Source organism: Bradyrhizobium sp. Ken64 (assembly GCF_055807555.1).
Window position 1 is genome coordinate 201,780 of sequence record NZ_JBVVPA010000005.1, and the last position, 15,251, is coordinate 217,030.

General features: G+C 64.4%; 13 protein-coding genes and 1 tRNA gene. 9 read left to right on the forward strand and 5 right to left on the reverse strand.

Annotated features, from left to right (window positions below; genetic code table 11):
- The first annotated feature begins 10 nt into the window (after window positions 1–10).
- Window positions 11–739 carry a sulfite exporter TauE/SafE family protein gene (locus tag AC0L2F_RS11295; protein ID WP_063992823.1) on the forward strand — a complete coding sequence of 243 codons (729 nt, stop codon included), beginning with the start codon at window positions 11–13 and terminating at the stop codon, window positions 737–739.
- Here AC0L2F_RS11295 and AC0L2F_RS11300 read toward each other — a convergent pair.
- Complete coding sequence (locus AC0L2F_RS11300; protein WP_473248409.1) at window positions 736–3,924, reverse strand: efflux RND transporter permease subunit; 3,189 nt, start codon at window positions 3,922–3,924, stop codon at window positions 736–738. The two genes, AC0L2F_RS11295 and AC0L2F_RS11300, sit on opposite strands and share 4 nt — an antisense overlap.
- Window positions 3,925–4,075: 151 nt before the next feature.
- Window positions 4,076–5,332, reverse strand: coding sequence for an efflux RND transporter periplasmic adaptor subunit (locus AC0L2F_RS11305; protein WP_473248410.1), 1,257 nt, complete (start codon window positions 5,330–5,332; stop codon window positions 4,076–4,078).
- A gap of 200 nt (window positions 5,333–5,532) precedes the next feature.
- Here AC0L2F_RS11305 and AC0L2F_RS11310 point away from each other — a divergent pair, with 200 nt between their 5' ends.
- Window positions 5,533–6,138: a TetR/AcrR family transcriptional regulator gene (locus AC0L2F_RS11310; protein ID WP_473248411.1), complete on the forward strand. Its 606-nt coding sequence runs from the start codon at window positions 5,533–5,535 to the stop codon at window positions 6,136–6,138.
- A gap of 24 nt (window positions 6,139–6,162) precedes the next feature.
- On the opposite strand, the gene AC0L2F_RS11315 is transcribed toward AC0L2F_RS11310, so the two are convergent.
- The gene (locus tag AC0L2F_RS11315; protein ID WP_473248412.1) at window positions 6,163–7,665 is read right to left on the reverse strand and encodes an amidase; all 1,503 of its coding nucleotides are present in this window, start codon (window positions 7,663–7,665) and stop codon (window positions 6,163–6,165) included.
- Window positions 7,666–7,930: 265 nt separating this feature from the next.
- Between AC0L2F_RS11315 and rnz the strand changes: the two genes are divergently transcribed.
- Complete coding sequence (gene rnz / locus AC0L2F_RS11320) at window positions 7,931–8,833, forward strand: ribonuclease Z (protein ID WP_473248413.1); 903 nt, start codon at window positions 7,931–7,933, stop codon at window positions 8,831–8,833.
- A 61-nt stretch (window positions 8,834–8,894) separates the two neighbouring features.
- On the opposite strand, the gene AC0L2F_RS11325 is transcribed toward rnz, so the two are convergent.
- Window positions 8,895–8,968 (reverse strand) — tRNA-Gln (locus AC0L2F_RS11325).
- Window positions 8,969–9,267: 299 nt separating this feature from the next.
- On the opposite strand from AC0L2F_RS11325, the gene AC0L2F_RS11330 reads away from it, so the two are divergent.
- From AC0L2F_RS11330 to AC0L2F_RS11355, 6 genes are all read left to right on the forward strand, one after another.
- Window positions 9,268–9,630, forward strand: a complete 363-nt coding sequence (locus AC0L2F_RS11330; protein ID WP_473248414.1) for a DUF1428 domain-containing protein — start codon at window positions 9,268–9,270, stop codon at window positions 9,628–9,630.
- A 181-nt stretch (window positions 9,631–9,811) separates the two neighbouring features.
- On the forward strand, window positions 9,812–11,065 hold the full coding sequence (locus tag AC0L2F_RS11335) for an ABC transporter substrate-binding protein (RefSeq protein ID WP_473248415.1): 1,254 nt from the start codon (window positions 9,812–9,814) through the stop codon (window positions 11,063–11,065).
- A gap of 65 nt (window positions 11,066–11,130) precedes the next feature.
- The gene (locus AC0L2F_RS11340; protein WP_473248416.1) at window positions 11,131–11,994 is read left to right on the forward strand and encodes a branched-chain amino acid ABC transporter permease; all 864 of its coding nucleotides are present in this window, start codon (window positions 11,131–11,133) and stop codon (window positions 11,992–11,994) included.
- Between the two features lie 13 nt (window positions 11,995–12,007).
- Entirely contained in the window at window positions 12,008–12,979 is a 972-nt protein-coding gene (locus AC0L2F_RS11345; protein WP_007609002.1) for a branched-chain amino acid ABC transporter permease, read from the forward strand.
- The gene (locus AC0L2F_RS11350; protein ID WP_473248417.1) at window positions 12,969–13,736 is read left to right on the forward strand and encodes an ABC transporter ATP-binding protein; all 768 of its coding nucleotides are present in this window, start codon (window positions 12,969–12,971) and stop codon (window positions 13,734–13,736) included. Before AC0L2F_RS11345 ends, AC0L2F_RS11350 begins: the two co-directional genes overlap by 11 nt.
- Complete coding sequence (locus tag AC0L2F_RS11355) at window positions 13,733–14,452, forward strand: ABC transporter ATP-binding protein (RefSeq protein WP_007609005.1); 720 nt, start codon at window positions 13,733–13,735, stop codon at window positions 14,450–14,452. Before AC0L2F_RS11350 ends, AC0L2F_RS11355 begins: the two co-directional genes overlap by 4 nt.
- A gap of 212 nt (window positions 14,453–14,664) precedes the next feature.
- Here the strand turns inward: AC0L2F_RS11355 and AC0L2F_RS11360 are convergent, their stop codons facing one another.
- Window positions 14,665–15,237 (reverse strand): invasion associated locus B family protein, encoded by a 573-nt coding sequence (locus AC0L2F_RS11360; RefSeq protein ID WP_473248418.1) that lies wholly within the window; start codon window positions 15,235–15,237, stop codon window positions 14,665–14,667.
- Between the last annotated feature and the right edge of the window lie 14 nt (window positions 15,238–15,251).

Below are 15,251 nucleotides of genomic sequence, written 5' to 3' on the forward strand. Positions count from 1 at the left end.
AGGGCGGATTGTGCCTGATGTCACGACTCTGATGCTGCTCAGCGTTGCCGTGTTCGCCGGCGCCTTCGTCTCCGGGCTCTCGGGCTTTGCCTTTTCCGCGGTGGCGGGCGCCATCCTGCTCCGGGTGTTTCAGCCGCTCGAAGCCGTGCCGCTGATGATGGCGTGCAGCATCGGCGTGCAGGCCACCAATCTGTGGGCGCTTCGGCGCAATATTCGCTGGGAAGGCAGTCTGCTGCTGATCGTCGGTGGCTTGATCGGCGTTCCCATTGCGGTGTCGCTGCTCCAGAGCACGGATACGCATCTGCTCCGGCGCGGCTTCGGCATCATCGTTGCGCTCTACGCCGCCTACATGCTGCTGCGGCCGACGCTGGTGACGGCCGGCGCGGCGGTCGGGCGGCACTGGGTCGCGTTGATCGGGTTCGGGGGAGGACTGGTCGGCGGGTTGACGGCGATGCCCGGCGCGATTCCGACGATCTGGTGCGACATGCGCGGTATGCCCAAGAGCGAACAGCGTGGCCTGGTGCAGCCGTTCATCGCCGCGATGCAGCTGTTCGCGATCGCGCTGCTGGTCGGACATCAGGATCTGTCGTCAAAAGTCTTCGTCGATCTCGCGGTGAGCCTGCCGGCGCTGTTCGCAGGCTCCGCGCTCGGCGTGATCGCGTTCCACAAGGTCAACGAGACGGTCTTTCGCAAGACCGTGCTCGTTCTGTTGTTGCTGTCGGGAATTTCCCTGATCTAATGCCCGACGGTTTGCACCGGCGCCGCGCGGGTGTCGCTGCCGTGATGCGTCAGCGGCTTCATGCCGGTGACGGTCCGCAGCAGCACATAGAACACCGGCGTCAGGAACAGACCGAATACGGTGACGCCGATCATGCCGGAGAACACGGCGACGCCCATGGCGCGCCGCATCTCCGAACCTGCGCCGGTAGACAGCACCAGCGGCAAGACGCCCATGATGAACGCCATCGACGTCATCAGGATTGGACGCAGCCGCAGCCGGCTCGCCTCGATCGCGGCCCGGATCGGCGTGCGGCCTGCGAATTCGAGTTCGCGCGCGAATTCGACGATCAGGATCGCGTTCTTGGCCGAGAGTCCCACGAGCACGATCAAACCGATCTGGGTGAAGACGTTGTTGTCGCCCTTGGAGATCCAGACTCCGAACATCGCAGCCAGCAGACCCATCGGCACGATCATGATGATCGAGAGCGGCAGGGTCAGGCTCTCATAGAGCGCGGCCAGTACCAGGAAGACCAGGAGGATCGCCAGCGGGAACACCCACAGTCCGGAATTGCCGGCGATGAACTCCTGATAGGTCAGGTCGGTCCATTCGAAGGCAAAGCCAGGCGGCAGCGTCTCCGCCGCGATCCGCGTCGCGACCTCCTGCGCCTGTCCGGAGGAGAAGCCGGGAGCAGCCGCCGCGTTGATATCGGAGGACAGGAAGCCGTTGTAACGGATCGCGCGCTCGGGTCCGGCGCTCTGGCGAACGCTCAACAGCGCCGAGAGCGGCACCATATCGCCCGAGGACGAGCGCACCTTCAACTGCCGGATGTCGTCGGCGCGCGCGCGGAACGGCGCGTCGGCCTGCACCCGGACCGAATAGGTGCGGCCAAACTTGTTGAAGTCGTTGACGTAGTAGGAGCCCAGGTAAATCTGCAGCGTATTGAACACCTCGGTCACGGGCACGCCCAATTGGAGCGCCTTGGTGCGGTCGATGTCGGCGAACAGCTGGGGCACGTTGACCTGGAAGCTCGAGAACACGCCGGCGATCTCCGGCGCCTTCTGCATCGCCGCCATGAACGCCTTGGTCGCCTCGTTCAGCGCCTCATAGCCGAGACCGGCACGGTCCTCGATCTGCAGCTTGAAGCCGCCGATGGTGCCGAGGCCGTTGACCGGCGGCGGCGGGAACATGGCGATGAAGGCTTCCTGGATGCCGGCATATTTCTTGTTCAGCTCAGCCGCGAGCGCGGGGCCGCTGAGCGAAGGATTCTTGCGCTCGTCGAACGGCTTGAGCGTGGAGAACACGATGCCGGCATTGGAGGAGTTGGTGAAGCCGGCGATCGACAGGCCCGGAAAGGCGACGGAACTCTCGACACCGGGCTGGGTCAGCGCGATGTCGCTCATCTTGCGGATCACCTCTTCAGTGCGATCGAGCGATGCACCGTCGGGCAGCCGCGAGAAGCCGACCAGGTATTGCTTGTCCTGGCCCGGCACGAAGCCGCTCGGCACCTGCTGGAACAGGAGCGCGGTCACGCCGACCAACACCACATAGAGCCCCATCACTGCGGCCTTGCCCGAGATCACCTTGGTGACGGTTCCGCTGTAATTCTCCGACGAGCGTGTGAACACCTTGTTGAAGCCGCGGAAGAACCAGCCGAGGCCCTTTTCCATGATGGTCGTCAGCCGGTCCTTCGGCTCGTTGTGTCCCTTGAGCAGCAAGGCCGACAGCGCCGGCGACAGCGTCAGCGAGTTGACGGCGGAAATCACCGTCGAGATCGCGATCGTCAGAGCGAACTGCTTGTAGAATTGCCCGGTGAGGCCGGAGATGAAGGCGAGCGGCACGAACACCGCGATCAGCACCATCGCAATCGCGATGATCGGCCCCGACACTTCGCGCATCGCCTGGTAGGTGGCGTCGCGCGGCGACAGCCCTCCCTCGATGTTGCGTTCGACGTTCTCGACCACGACGATGGCGTCGTCGACGACGATGCCGATTGCAAGCACGAGGCCGAACAGGCTGAGTGCGTTGATGGAGAAGCCGAATACGTGCATCACGGCGAAGGTGCCGACGATCGACACGGGCACGGCCAGCAGCGGAATGATCGAGGCGCGCCAGGTCTGCAGGAACAGGATCACCACCAGCACCACCAGCGCGATCGCCTCCAGCAGCGTGTGGATCACCGCCTCGATCGACGAGCGGACGAATTGGGTCGGGTCGTAGACGATTTGGTAGGACACGCCTTCCGGCATGTTCTTCTTGATCTCGGCCATGGTGGCACGGACGTGATCGGAGATCTCCAGCGCGTTGGAGCCGGGCGCCTGAAAGATCGGGATCGCCACTGCCTGCTTGTTGTCGAGCAGCGAGCGCAGGCCGTATTCGGACGCGCCGAGCTCGATGCGGGCGACGTCGCGCAAGCGCACGACTTCGCCACGCGTACCGGTCTTGACCACGATGTCGCCGAATTGCTCTTCATTCGCGAGCCGCCCTTCGGCATTGACGGACAGTTGCAGGTCGATGCCCTTGATGTTCGGGGAGGAGCCGACTACGCCGGCAGCGGCCTCGACGTTCTGCGCCTGGATCGCCTTGACGATGTCGCTCGCAGTCAGTCCGTGTTCGGCGGCCTTCTGCGGATCGACCCAGACCCGCATCGAATAGTCGCCAGCGCCATAGAGCTGGACGTCGCCGACGCCGTCGATCCGTGCAAGGCGGTCCTTTACGTTGAGCACGGCGTAATTGCGCAAATACGTCATGTCGTAGCGGCCGTTGGGCGACAAGAGATGCACGACCATGGTGAGGTCGGGCGACGACTTCTTGGTGATGATGCCGAGCTGGCGCACCACGGCCGGCAGGCGCGGCTCGGCCTGCTGCACGCGGTTCTGCACCAGCTGCGTCGCCTTGTCGGGGTCGGTGCCGAGGCGGAACGTCACCGTCAGCGTCATCGCGCCGTCGGTGGTGGCCTGGCTCGACATGTAGAGCATGCCTTCGACGCCGTTGATCTGCTCCTCGATGGGAGTCGCCACCGTCTCGGCGATCACCTTGGGATTGGCGCCGGGATAGGTCGCGCGCACGAGGACGGAGGGCGGCACGACGTCGGGATATTCCGAGATCGGCATCGCGAACAGCGAGATCAGGCCCGCGAGAAAGATCAGGACCGACAGCACACCGGCAAAAATCGGACGATCAATGAAGAACTTCGAGAGATTCATGGCTTTGCCCCTGCGCGAGAGACAGCTCTCCCGTCATTCCCGGGCGCGGGCCCAAGCCCGCAAACCCGGAAATCCAGAAGTGATGTCCTGGTAGTTCAACGAATTCGACATTCCGGTTCGCGCTGCCCGCGCGCTCCGGAAGCGGAGAATGCTAGCGTTGCACCACGTCCTGGTTGCTGTGGTTGGAGGCCTGCTGCGGCCCACGCGCGCCCATCGCCGCGACCTCGGTCTTGAGGAGGGCGCCGGGACGCACGCGCTGCAGGCCGTTGACCACGATACGGTCGCCGGACTTCAGGCCCGCGGTGACGATGCGCAAGCCATCGACCGCGCCGCCGAGCGTGATCGGCCGATAGACCGCACGGCTGTCGTCGCCGACCGCCATCACGAACTTCTTGTCCTGGTCGGTGCCGATCGCGCGCTCATCGATCATCACGAGCGATTGCTGCTTGGGCTGGCCCATGCGCACGCGGGCGAACTGGCCGGGGATGAGGCGCCCGTCCTCGTTGTCGAACACCGCGCGGACACGGATGGTGCCGCTCTGGCCGTTGACCTGGTTGTCGATGAGCTGGATGTGGCCCTTCGCCGCGAGGCCGCCGGAGGTCGCCATCGCGACCGGGATCTGGTCGAGATTGCCGCGCTTGCCGGAGACCTCGGAAATCGAGTTCAACGCCCGCACCACCAGCTCCTCATCCGCATCGAATGACGCATAGATCGGGTTGACCGAGACTAGCGAAGTCAGCACCGGAGAGGCGGTGCCGGCGGCGACGAGATTGCCGACGGTGATTTCGATCTTGCCGACGCGGCCGTCCACGGGCGCACGCACCTCGGTGTAATCGAGATTGAGCTTTGCGGTCTGGAGCGTCGCTTCGGCCGCCTTCACGTTGGCGATGGCCTCGCGGTTGGCGTTGTCGCGCTGGTCATAGTCGCGCCGCGTCACGACGGCGTTGCCGACGAGTTGCGCGCCGCGCTCGAGTTCATTCTGCGTGAACACCACGCGCGCTTTCGCAGCTTCGAGCTGCGCCGCGGCCTTGTCGACCTCGGCCGCGTAGGGTGCCGGGTCGATCTTGAACAGGATGTCGCCTGCCTTCACCAGCGCGCCTTCGGTGAAGTTGGTCGCAAGGATCGCACCCGCGACGCGCGGGCGAAGCTCGACGCGGTTGATGGCCTCGAGCCGGCCGGAGAAGTCGTCCCACAGCACGGTCTGCCTTGGTTCGATCAGCGCGATCGTGACAGGGACGGCTTGCTCGGCCGCGGCGGCCGTCGCGGTCGCCTGGGCGGCACGAAAGTAATGGCCGGTCGCAATCGAACCGGCCACGGCGAGGGCGCCCACGATGGCCACGCCGCCGAGGAGGCGGCGGAAACGGCCGGTGCGGCGAGCATTTTGGGCAGTGTTTTGGGAGGGATGCATTTGCGCGTTCCAGATATGTAGTGTTCACTACAGATGTGGAGCTGGATACCGCAGCGCAAGATACTTATGTACCATTCACTAAGAAAATTGTAGCCCCTTACCGCAAGAGTTGGCAAGCGGAAGAGAAAATAAAGCGAGAACAAATAGATAGGATCAGGCGTTAGGTCAGCGACGACGCCGATTTCGAGGAGAACAGGCACATGGGCATGGGACGCCCCCGCGAATTCGACGCCGAAAGGGCGTTGGATCAGGCGATGGAAGTGTTTTGGCGCCATGGCTATGAGGGTGCCACGATCGCTCAGTTGACCGAAGCCATGGGGATCAATCCGCCCAGCCTCTATGCCTGTTTCGGCAACAAGGAAGGGCTGCTGAAGGCCGCGCTCGACCGCTATACAAAACTGCGCAATGTCTGGATGGACGAGGTGGTCGCGGCACCCACCGCCCGCGAAGTCGCCGAGCGGATGTTGATGGGCATCGCCGACAAGCAGACCGATCCCGCCAACCCGCCCGGTTGCCTGCTCGTGCAGGGCGGCATTGCATGCGGCACCGGATCAGAGAGCGTCCCCTTCGAGCTCGCCGCCCGTCGCGCCCAGAACGAGGACCAGCTTCGCGATCGTTTTGTTCGCGCCAAGGCCGAAGGCGATCTCAAGCCGACCTCGGATCCCGCGGCACTCGCGCGCTACGTCTCGGCCGTCTCGGTCGGCATGGGCGTGATGGCGTCCTCGGGCACCGACCGCGAGGCATTGCAGCAGGTCGCGAGTGTCGCCGTGCAGGCGGTCGAGGCGCAGTCGACTGAAAGAACATGACGACCGTTGGCGTCTTCGCCCCGATCATTTGACGGGTTGCGTGGCAGCCAACGACGGCGGCGGGACGAAGCCGCCGAACTCGCGTTCGATCAGTCCGGCGAGGGCAATCGTGGTGCGGTCCTCGAGATAAGGTCCGATGATCTGGACGCCGATCGGCAGGCCCGATGGCGTGCGCTCGATCGGAACGGCCGTTGCAGGCAGTCCGCAGGTCGAAGCGGGGTCTGCCCAGATGAAGCACGCATCGGCATAGTTGTAGAGCTGTCCGTCGATATCCAGTTGCCGCGCGTCGAACGGCTCGGACTGGTCCTGTGGAAAGGCCGGGACGGCCGCGGCCGGGTAGATCACTGCGTCGAAATCGCGGAACAGCTCCTGCCATCGTTGCTGCAGCCGCAAGCGCGCCGCATCGGTCGCCAGCCATTCACGATGAACCATGGCCCAGCCGCGCGCGCGCTCGGCCTGCAGGCTGCGGTCGTCGGGCGAGAGTGCCGCGGCAACTCCTTGCGCCTCTGCGAGGGCGGCCGGTGTCAGGCGCGGACTTCGCGCCGCGTTCAAGAGCTTCATGTAGAGCCGTGCGGATTCAGCGAGGTCGGGCAGCGACGCACTCGACCGCGAAACCCGTGCGCCTGATCGTTCGAGCCGTTCGGACAACCGCCCGATGGCGGAACGGACGGGATCGCCCGTCGGCATCAACGGATGCGTATCGATCACGAGAATCCTGAAATCCCTGAGCTGGTCGTGTCGCGGGGCGGGCAGCGCAAGACGATAGCCGATCCCGTCGCGCGTCTCGTCGGGGCCGGCGATCACGTCGAGGGCGAGCGCAAGATCCGAGGCGGTGCGCGTCATCGGTCCGACGACGGCGAGATCACCCTGGCCGGCAACGGGCGGCGCTGGCGGCAGGCTGTATCCGCGCAGCGGGACCAGGCCGAGGGTCGGCTTGTGTCCGAATACACCGCAGAAATGTGCGGGCACCCGGATCGAACCGCCGATATCAGAGCCGATCGAGAGCGGTCCGAATCCCGCAGCCAGCGCCGCGCCCGATCCGCCTGAAGAGCCGCCGGGCGATCGGCCGAGATCCCACGGATTGTTCGTCGTACCGTAGATCTCATTGTAGCTCTGGAAATCTCTGAGGCCGATCGGGATATTGGTCTTGCCGATGATGACAGCACCCGCCGCCTTCAACCGCGAGACGACAAGGGCGTCCCCCGCCGGTTGGAAATCTTTGAAATGCGGAAAGCCCCATGTCGTCGGCAGGCCGGCGACGTTGAACGGTTCTTTCAAGGTCACGGGGATGCCGAGCAACGGCAGGCGCTCGCCCCGGCCAAGCGCGGTATCGGCGGCGCGCGCGGCGTCTCGTGCGCGATCGAAATCGCGAACGATGACGGCATTGATCCGCCCGTCCAGCGCCTCGATGCGCGCGATCGTATGCTCGATCAACTCCGACGCAGAAAGCTTGCGCGCGTGCAGGGCGCTCAGCAATGTGCTGATCGAGCCGTAGTCCCAGTCAGTGGCGGTCAATCCGGGCGGCATCACGATCTCCATTGTCTTGCATCGCCGCGTCGATGTCGTTCGGCTGCAAATCGATCCGAATATCGAGCATGCAATTTGGCGGATAGGATGAGGAGGCCGCGCAACGGGAACCAGATCTGTCCGCCGGTCGGGGGCCGGAGGCGGCGCCTGGCCATCAGATCGCGGGATACGCGCTTCCTGCCGCGGTCTATGCGGGATCGATGGGCTCTGTACGCGCTGCTGCTCACGTGGCATTGGGGGCGGTGAAGCCTGGATACTGACGAGCATGTTCGCCCTGACATTCCTTGGGACTTCGGCTAGCGTTCCGTCGGCGGAGCGCAACCATCCCGCTCTCCTCGTGGAGGCAGGGGGCAAGCGCGTCCTCATCGATTGCGGCGAGGGCACGCAGCGCCAGTTGCTCCGCAGCGGCACGGGATTTCGGCGGCTTGACCGCATCCTGCTGACGCATGCCCATCTCGATCACGTGCTTGGCATCCCCGGTCTCTTCTCGACGCTGGGGTTGCGCCAGCAATCCGACGCGATGACCGTTCATGGAGGGCAGGGCACGCTCGACATCGTCATCCGCATGCTTGCCGGGCTGTGGGGCGCGGGCAGGGCGCCGATCCCTGTGGAATTCGCACCGCTGGCCGAAGGACAGGTTATCGACGCCGGCGACTTCACCATCGATTGCTTTCCGGTTCGCCACCGCGACACCGACAGCTTTGGTTTTTGCTTCCAGAGTCCGGCACGCCGCCATCTTGAGCGGGCGCGCCTCGCCGAGTTCGGTGTTCCCGATGGGCCGATGCGCGGAGAACTGGCCGCGGGACGACCAGTCGTGATCGCCGGCCGCACGATTGATCCCGAAGACGTCATGGGGCCGCCGAGCGGCGGCAGGAAACTCGTGCTGATCGGCGACACCGAAACCACCGACGGTCTGTCCAAACATGTAGCCGACGCCGATCTGCTGGTGATCGAGGCGACCTTCCTCGAGCGCGACGCCGCGACCGCACGGGACTATGGCCACCTCACCGCACGCGAGGCGGCTTCATTTGCCGCCGCGAACAACGTCGGGCAACTCGTGCTGAATCACATGTCCGGGCGGTATCGCGACGAAGAGATTCTGGCCGAAGCGACAAGCGTTTTTCCAAACACGCGGATCGCCGCCGACTTCGATCGCATCGTGATTTAGCGGCACCGCTCAAAGAGAGCGCAACCTCTGACGGTCTGATTGTGAGCTGCTTAACCTGCGGTGGCTGGGGAACTAGGATTCGAACCTAGACAAACAGAGTCAGAGTCTGTTGTGCTACCGTTACACCATTCCCCAACGGAATAGCCGAACAAATTCAAAGACTTGTTGATTTGTCCGGCTGCGGCCGATGGCACTTATCGCGCAAATCACGGCTCAGGCGTGGAGGGTTTCTACCCGCTCGGCTGTGGGCTGGCAAGCGCTGCGACGCAGGGATGTTTTGCGGTCCACATGGGACCTGCGGGCCGTGGCATCGTGGGCTCCGGCGGAGCGCCGCGGCGGCGCGCGACCGTTTGCCTCATCTGAAAATCACGTTTCATGGTCGGATCGTCACGCACCGCATCGTCCTTCGGACACACGATCCAAGGAGATCCCTGATGCCCTATGTCGATGGTTTTGTGCTGGCCGTGCCGAAGGACAACATCGAGGCCTACAAGGCGCTGGCGAAAACGGCCTGCGCGATCTGGATGGAGTACGGTGCGCTCGATTACGTCGAGTGCATCGGCGACGACGTGCCCTATGGCGAGCTCACCTCGTTTCCGCGCGCGGTGATGACCAAGGAAGATGAGATCGTGGTGTTCTCCTGGATCGTCTATCGCGACCGGGAGACTCGCGACGCCGTCAACAAGAAGGTGATGGCGGACCCTCGCCTGAAGTTGGACAGCATGCCGTTCGACGGCAAGCGCATGATCCATGGCGGCTTCACGACGCTGCTGAGGGCGAGCGACCCCGTGGGGTGAGGGCGCTGATCCGGCCCACATATCGGTGCTTGTCCATGCAGCATCGTGGCAAGCCGTTTTACTTGCCGGTACCGGGCCAGCATGCCATCCTCTCATCGCCAGGCATAAACAAACGGAAGCGGGCGCTTAGCCGGGCTTCCAAAAAATCTGGTTGGGGAAACCCTTTGGGAGGTCTGATTTCATGAGATTGAAGCACGTCACCGGGCTGCTTTGCGCGGCCGCGATGTCCCTTGCGCTCGCTTCAGCCGCGCAGGCCCAGGACAAGGTCGTCAAGATCGGCGCGATCCTGCCGATGTCGGGCGGCACCGCCTCGATCGGGGCGCACGCCAAGGCGGCGCTCGAGGTCGCCATGGACATCATCAACAGCGCTCATCCCGAGCTCGGCACTCTGCCGCTGGCCAAGAACGCAGGCCTTGCGGGCCTCGGCGGCGCCAAGATCGAGATCGTGTTCGCCGACAACCAGGGCAACCCGGCGACAGGCCAGAACCAGGCGCTGCGCCTGATCACGGAAGACAAGGTGGCCGCCGTGTTCGGCTCCTATCAGTCCGGCGTCACGCTGACCTCGAGCGCGATCGCCGAGAAATACGGCATTCCCTTCCTGAACTCCGAGTCGGTCGCCGCCAATCTCACCGAGCGCGGCTTCAAATGGTTCTTCCGCACCACGCCGATCGCCACCGACTTCGCCAAGGCCTATGTCGATTTCCTCGCCGACATCAAGGCGCAAGGCGCCAAGACCGATGCAATCGCGCTGGTTCACGACAACACCGAATACGGCACCTCGGTCGCCAACACGATCAGCGCCGCCTTCAAGGAGAAGGGCCAGGCCATCGCGGTTGACGTGGCCTATCCCGTCAACGCGACCGATGTTCAGGGCCAGGTCCTCCAGCTCAAGGACAAGAAGCCCGACGTGATCATCATGATCAGCTACACGTCGGATGCGATCCTGTTCGCCAAGACCATGCAGTCGCTCGACTACAAGCCGGCGGTGCTTTTGGCCGACGACGCCGGCTATTCCGATCCCTCCTTCATCAAGGCGGTCGGCAAGATATCGCAAGGCGTCTTCAACCGTTCGTCATGGTCGGTGGGGCCGGCCGGCTCGCCATCGGCCATTATCGCCGACATGTACAAGAAGAAGAGCGGCGAGGAGATGGACGACACCGTCGGCCGCCAGATGCAGGGCTTCTTCGTGTTGGCCGACGCGATCGACCGCGCCGGCTCGACCGATCCGGCGAAGATCCAGGCCGCGTTGAAGGCGACCGATCTGAAGCCCGAGCAATTGATGATGGGCTACAAGGGCGTGAAGTTCGACGACAAGGGCCAGAATATCCTCGCCTCCGGGCTCATCATCCAGCTCCAGGACGGCGAGAACTACACCGCGGTATGGCCGAAGGCCAACGCCGCGAAGGCGCCGGTGCTGCCCTACAAGGGCTGGTGAGATTTGAAGGCGGGGCTGCGCGCCCCGCCACTCCCGAAATGATTTGATCAGAGCAACGCTGGCTCATGTCCTTTGTCCTCGTGCAGGTGATCGTCGGCGGACTTCTGCTTGGCGCCGTCTACGCCCTGTTTTCCTCAGGCCTCACGCTGGTCTGGGGCATGATGAACATCGTCAATTTCGCGCATGGCGATTTCGTCATGCTCGGCATGTACGTGGCCTATGTCGTTTACACGCTGTTGGGGGGAGGGCCGATCCTCGGCGCGCCGCTGGCGACTCTGGTGCTCGCGACCGTCGGCGTCTTGGTCTATTTCACCCTGATCCGCGACATCATGAAAGGGCCGATGCTGGCGCAGATCCTCGGCACTTTCGGGCTTGCGCTATTGCTGCGTTATTCCGTGTTCTGGTGGTTCGGCGCCAACTTCCTGTCGATGCCTCCGAACATCGTCGGCGGCACCTATGCGTTCGCGGGCTTGCGCATCGAGGCCTCGCGGCTGCTTGCCGGCGTGGTTGCGCTGCTCGTCACCCTTGGCCTGCATCTGCTGCTGACGCGGACCTCGCTCGGCTCGAAGATGCTGGCGGTGGCGGAGGATCAAACAGCGGCGCAACTGATGGGCATCCGTCCCGACACCATGCAGGCAATCGCCTGGGCGATTGCGGCCGGCGCCACCGGGCTTGCCGGCGCGCTGATCGCGAACTTCTTCTACATCGTGCCGACCGTCGGCGAGACGCTCGGCATCGTCGCTTTCGTCACGGTGTCGCTCGGCGGTTTTGGCAGTGTGCCGGGCGCCCTTGTCGCAGGCCTGCTGATCGGCGTGATCGAGTCGCTGTCGGGCTATCTGATCGGCGCGATCTACAAGGACATCGTCGTCTATGTCCTGTTCCTGCTCTTCCTCTGGTTCCGGCCACAGGGCTTGATGGGGAAGATGTGATGAGCAAGCTGTGATGCGGCGCTTGATCTGGCTCTCGGTTGTCGCGGCGATTGCGATCGCCTATCCGCTGCTACTGTCCTCGCCGTTCCAGCAGCGCCTGGGCGCGCTGGTGCTGCTTTATGCGATTGCGGCATCCGCGTGGAATATCGTCGGCGGCTATGCGGGCCAGGTCTCGGTCGGCCACGTCGTGTTCTTCGGTTGCGGTGCTTATGCCGCGATGGGATCCTACGCAAAGTTCGGCCTGTCGCCCCTGTTCGGCATTCCCGGTGGGATCGTGCTCGCCGTGGGCCTGGCCGCGATCATCGGCGTGCCGACGCTGCGCCTGTCGGGCCATTATTTCAGCATGGCGACCATCGCGGTTGCCGAGACGATGCGGCTGATCGTGACCAACACCGACTGGCTCGGTGCGGCCGTCGGGCTCTCCGGGCCGACCGTGCCGCGCAACATCTTCGATCTCTCGTTCCTGTCGTCGCTGCCGTACTATTATCTCTTCCTCGCAATCCTCGTGATCACGCTGTTGATCACCTGGTGGATGACCAACAGCCGCATGGGATTTTACCTGCGCGCGATCAAGGATTCCGAGCGTGCGGCGCGCTCGCTCGGCGCACCCGCCAGCCGTACCAAGCTCTACGCCTACATGCTGAGTGCGGCGCTGACGAGCGTCGCTGGCGCGCTCTATGCCATGATGTTCGGCTTCGTCGATCCCGAGTCCGGGTTCGGCATCCTGATCTCGGTGAAAATCCTGATCATGGCGGCGCTGGGCGGGGCAGGGCTGCTGTTCGGGCCGCTGGTCGGTGCCGCGATCCTGGTGCCGCTGGAGGAGATCTCAAACAGCTGGCTCGGCGGCAAGGGCGCCGGGCTCACCTTCGTGCTCTATGGCGCGATTATCGTGGTGATCGCGCGCTTCCAGCCCGGCGGTCTGCTCAGCCTGTTCACGCGGCGCAGCAAGCCGACAAAGGACACCGGAGCCGGCCATGCTCCTTGAGGCACGCGCAATCACAAAAGCGTTCGGCAGCTTCAAGGCGGTGGACGACGCCTCCGTGACTTTGGAGCAAGGCGACATCCTCGGCCTGATCGGCCCGAATGGCGCGGGCAAGTCCACCTTCTTCAATTGCCTGACTGGCGATCTCAAGACCACTTCGGGCCGTGTCCTGTTCGAGGGTCGCGACATCACCGACTTCACGCCGGAGCTGCGCGCCGGGCTTGGGCTTGCCCGTACCTTCCAGGTGCCGCAGACCTTTGAGGGCATGACGGTGCTGGAAAACGTCATGATCGGCGCGTTCCTGCGCACCTCGCATCGCAAGGACGCCGAGACCAGAGCGCGCGCGGTGCTCGAGCGCGTCGGCATGATCAGGCTTGCGGATGCGCCGGCGCGCTCGCTCGGCACGCCCGGTCGCAAGAGGCTGGAGATCGCGCGGGCGCTGGCAACCGAACCGAAGGTGCTTCTGCTCGACGAAGCCATGGCCGGCCTCAACGCCCATGAGGTGAGGCTCGCCATCGACCTCGTGCGCGACATTCATCGTTCCGGCATCACGCTCGTGATCGTCGAGCACATCATGGAAGTGATCATGTCGCTCGCCAGCCGCGTGATGGTGTTCCACCAGGGCAAGGAGATCGCCCGCGGCTCGCCGCGCGAGGTCACATCCAACCCGGCGGTGATCGAGGCCTATCTCGGCAAGCGCGCAGCCAAGGCAGCCGCCGGCCACACGCCGGTCGAACTGATGAGCGGGCCGGACCTATGAACGGGCCGTTGCTGCGGATCGAGCACCTCGAGGTGCGCTACGGCGATCTCATCGGCGTGTCCGACGTCTCGCTGGAGGTTCCCGAAGGCAGCGTGGTCGCGCTGCTCGGCTCCAATGGCGGCGGCAAGACCACGACGCTGAACGCGATCGCCGGCCTCATTCCCGTGCATTCCGGATCGATCCGCTTTCGCGGCGATGACATCGCCGGCGAGAGAGCCTTTGCGATCGTGCGCAAGGGGCTGGCGCTGTCGCCGGAAGGCTGGCGGCTGTTCGTGCAGCAGAGCGTCGAAAATAATTTGATGCTCGGCGCAACGCCACTGCGCGACAAGTCGCGCCAGGCCACGCTGCTCGAACGTGTCTACGAGATCTTTCCGCGCCTGAAGGAACGCCGCAACCAGCGTGCCGGCACCATGTCCGGTGGCGAACGGCAGATGCTCGCGGTCGGGCGCGCGCTGATGAGCGACCCGAAGCTGTTGATGCTGGATGAACCCTCGCTCGGTCTCGCGCCGGCGGTGGTCGAGTCCATGTACGAGACCTTCGGGCGCCTGCATCGCGAGGGCCTGACCATACTGCTCGCCGAGCAGTCGATCGAGCTCGCGCTTGAAGTCTCGGACTTCGCCACGGTGCTCCAGGTCGGCAAGAGCGTGCTGTCAGGCACGGCGGCGGCGCTCGCGGAGGACCCGCAGGTGCAGAAGGCTTATCTCGGCGTGGACTGACTGATTTCCGCCCATGGCCTGCAGCAGAAGAGGGATGGCGCGCAGCTTCTACGTCGGCTAGGGCCATCTCGTGCATGCCCCAACATCGGCGGCAGTCACCAGATCATCCGCCTGGGCGCAAGGTGCCGTCAGGTTCGCGTCGAGAAAAAGCGTCAAAAGAAGAGGCTGGAGCTCCGTTCCGTTCCGTCGGAACGGAAATGGCTCTAGCGGCGCTACTTGATCTTATCGTAGGCCGCCGCGAAATCGCCGAGCGGCATCGGGATCGCGATCGTTTCCTTGGCCATGTTCTGGAACGAGACCTTGAGCTGCTTGCCCGACCGCAAGGTCGCAAGAAGGTCCGGCGCGATCGGCGTGGAGGCGTAGCAGCCGCGGTTCTCGCAGGTCTGGATCTGGAGATCGACCGTCTTGCCCTCGTCGACCTGGAGCTTGGCGCCGATGGGAAGGTTGAGGCCGAGCGGCAATTGCAGCAGCGCCACCGGCGTGCGGGTGTCGGGCGCGACACGGATGTTGATCAGGACGATGGTCTGGCCGGTCTTGGTCAGCACCGCGTTCTGCTCCATCGCGCATTCGAGCGGCGCGTCGCGGCTGACGCTGGTGCAGCGCACGACCCAGCCGGGCTGCTGCGCCGGAGCGCCGTCAGCCTGCGGTTGCGTCGGAGCCGGTGCGGGCTGTGCCGCCGGGGCAGAGGGAGCCGCGCTCTTCTTGGCGCCCTGCTGGGCATGCGCGGCATTCGCCGACAACAGGACAGCTGCGGCAAGGGCGACAAGTCTGGATTGCATGGGCATGGCAAGACCGCGTT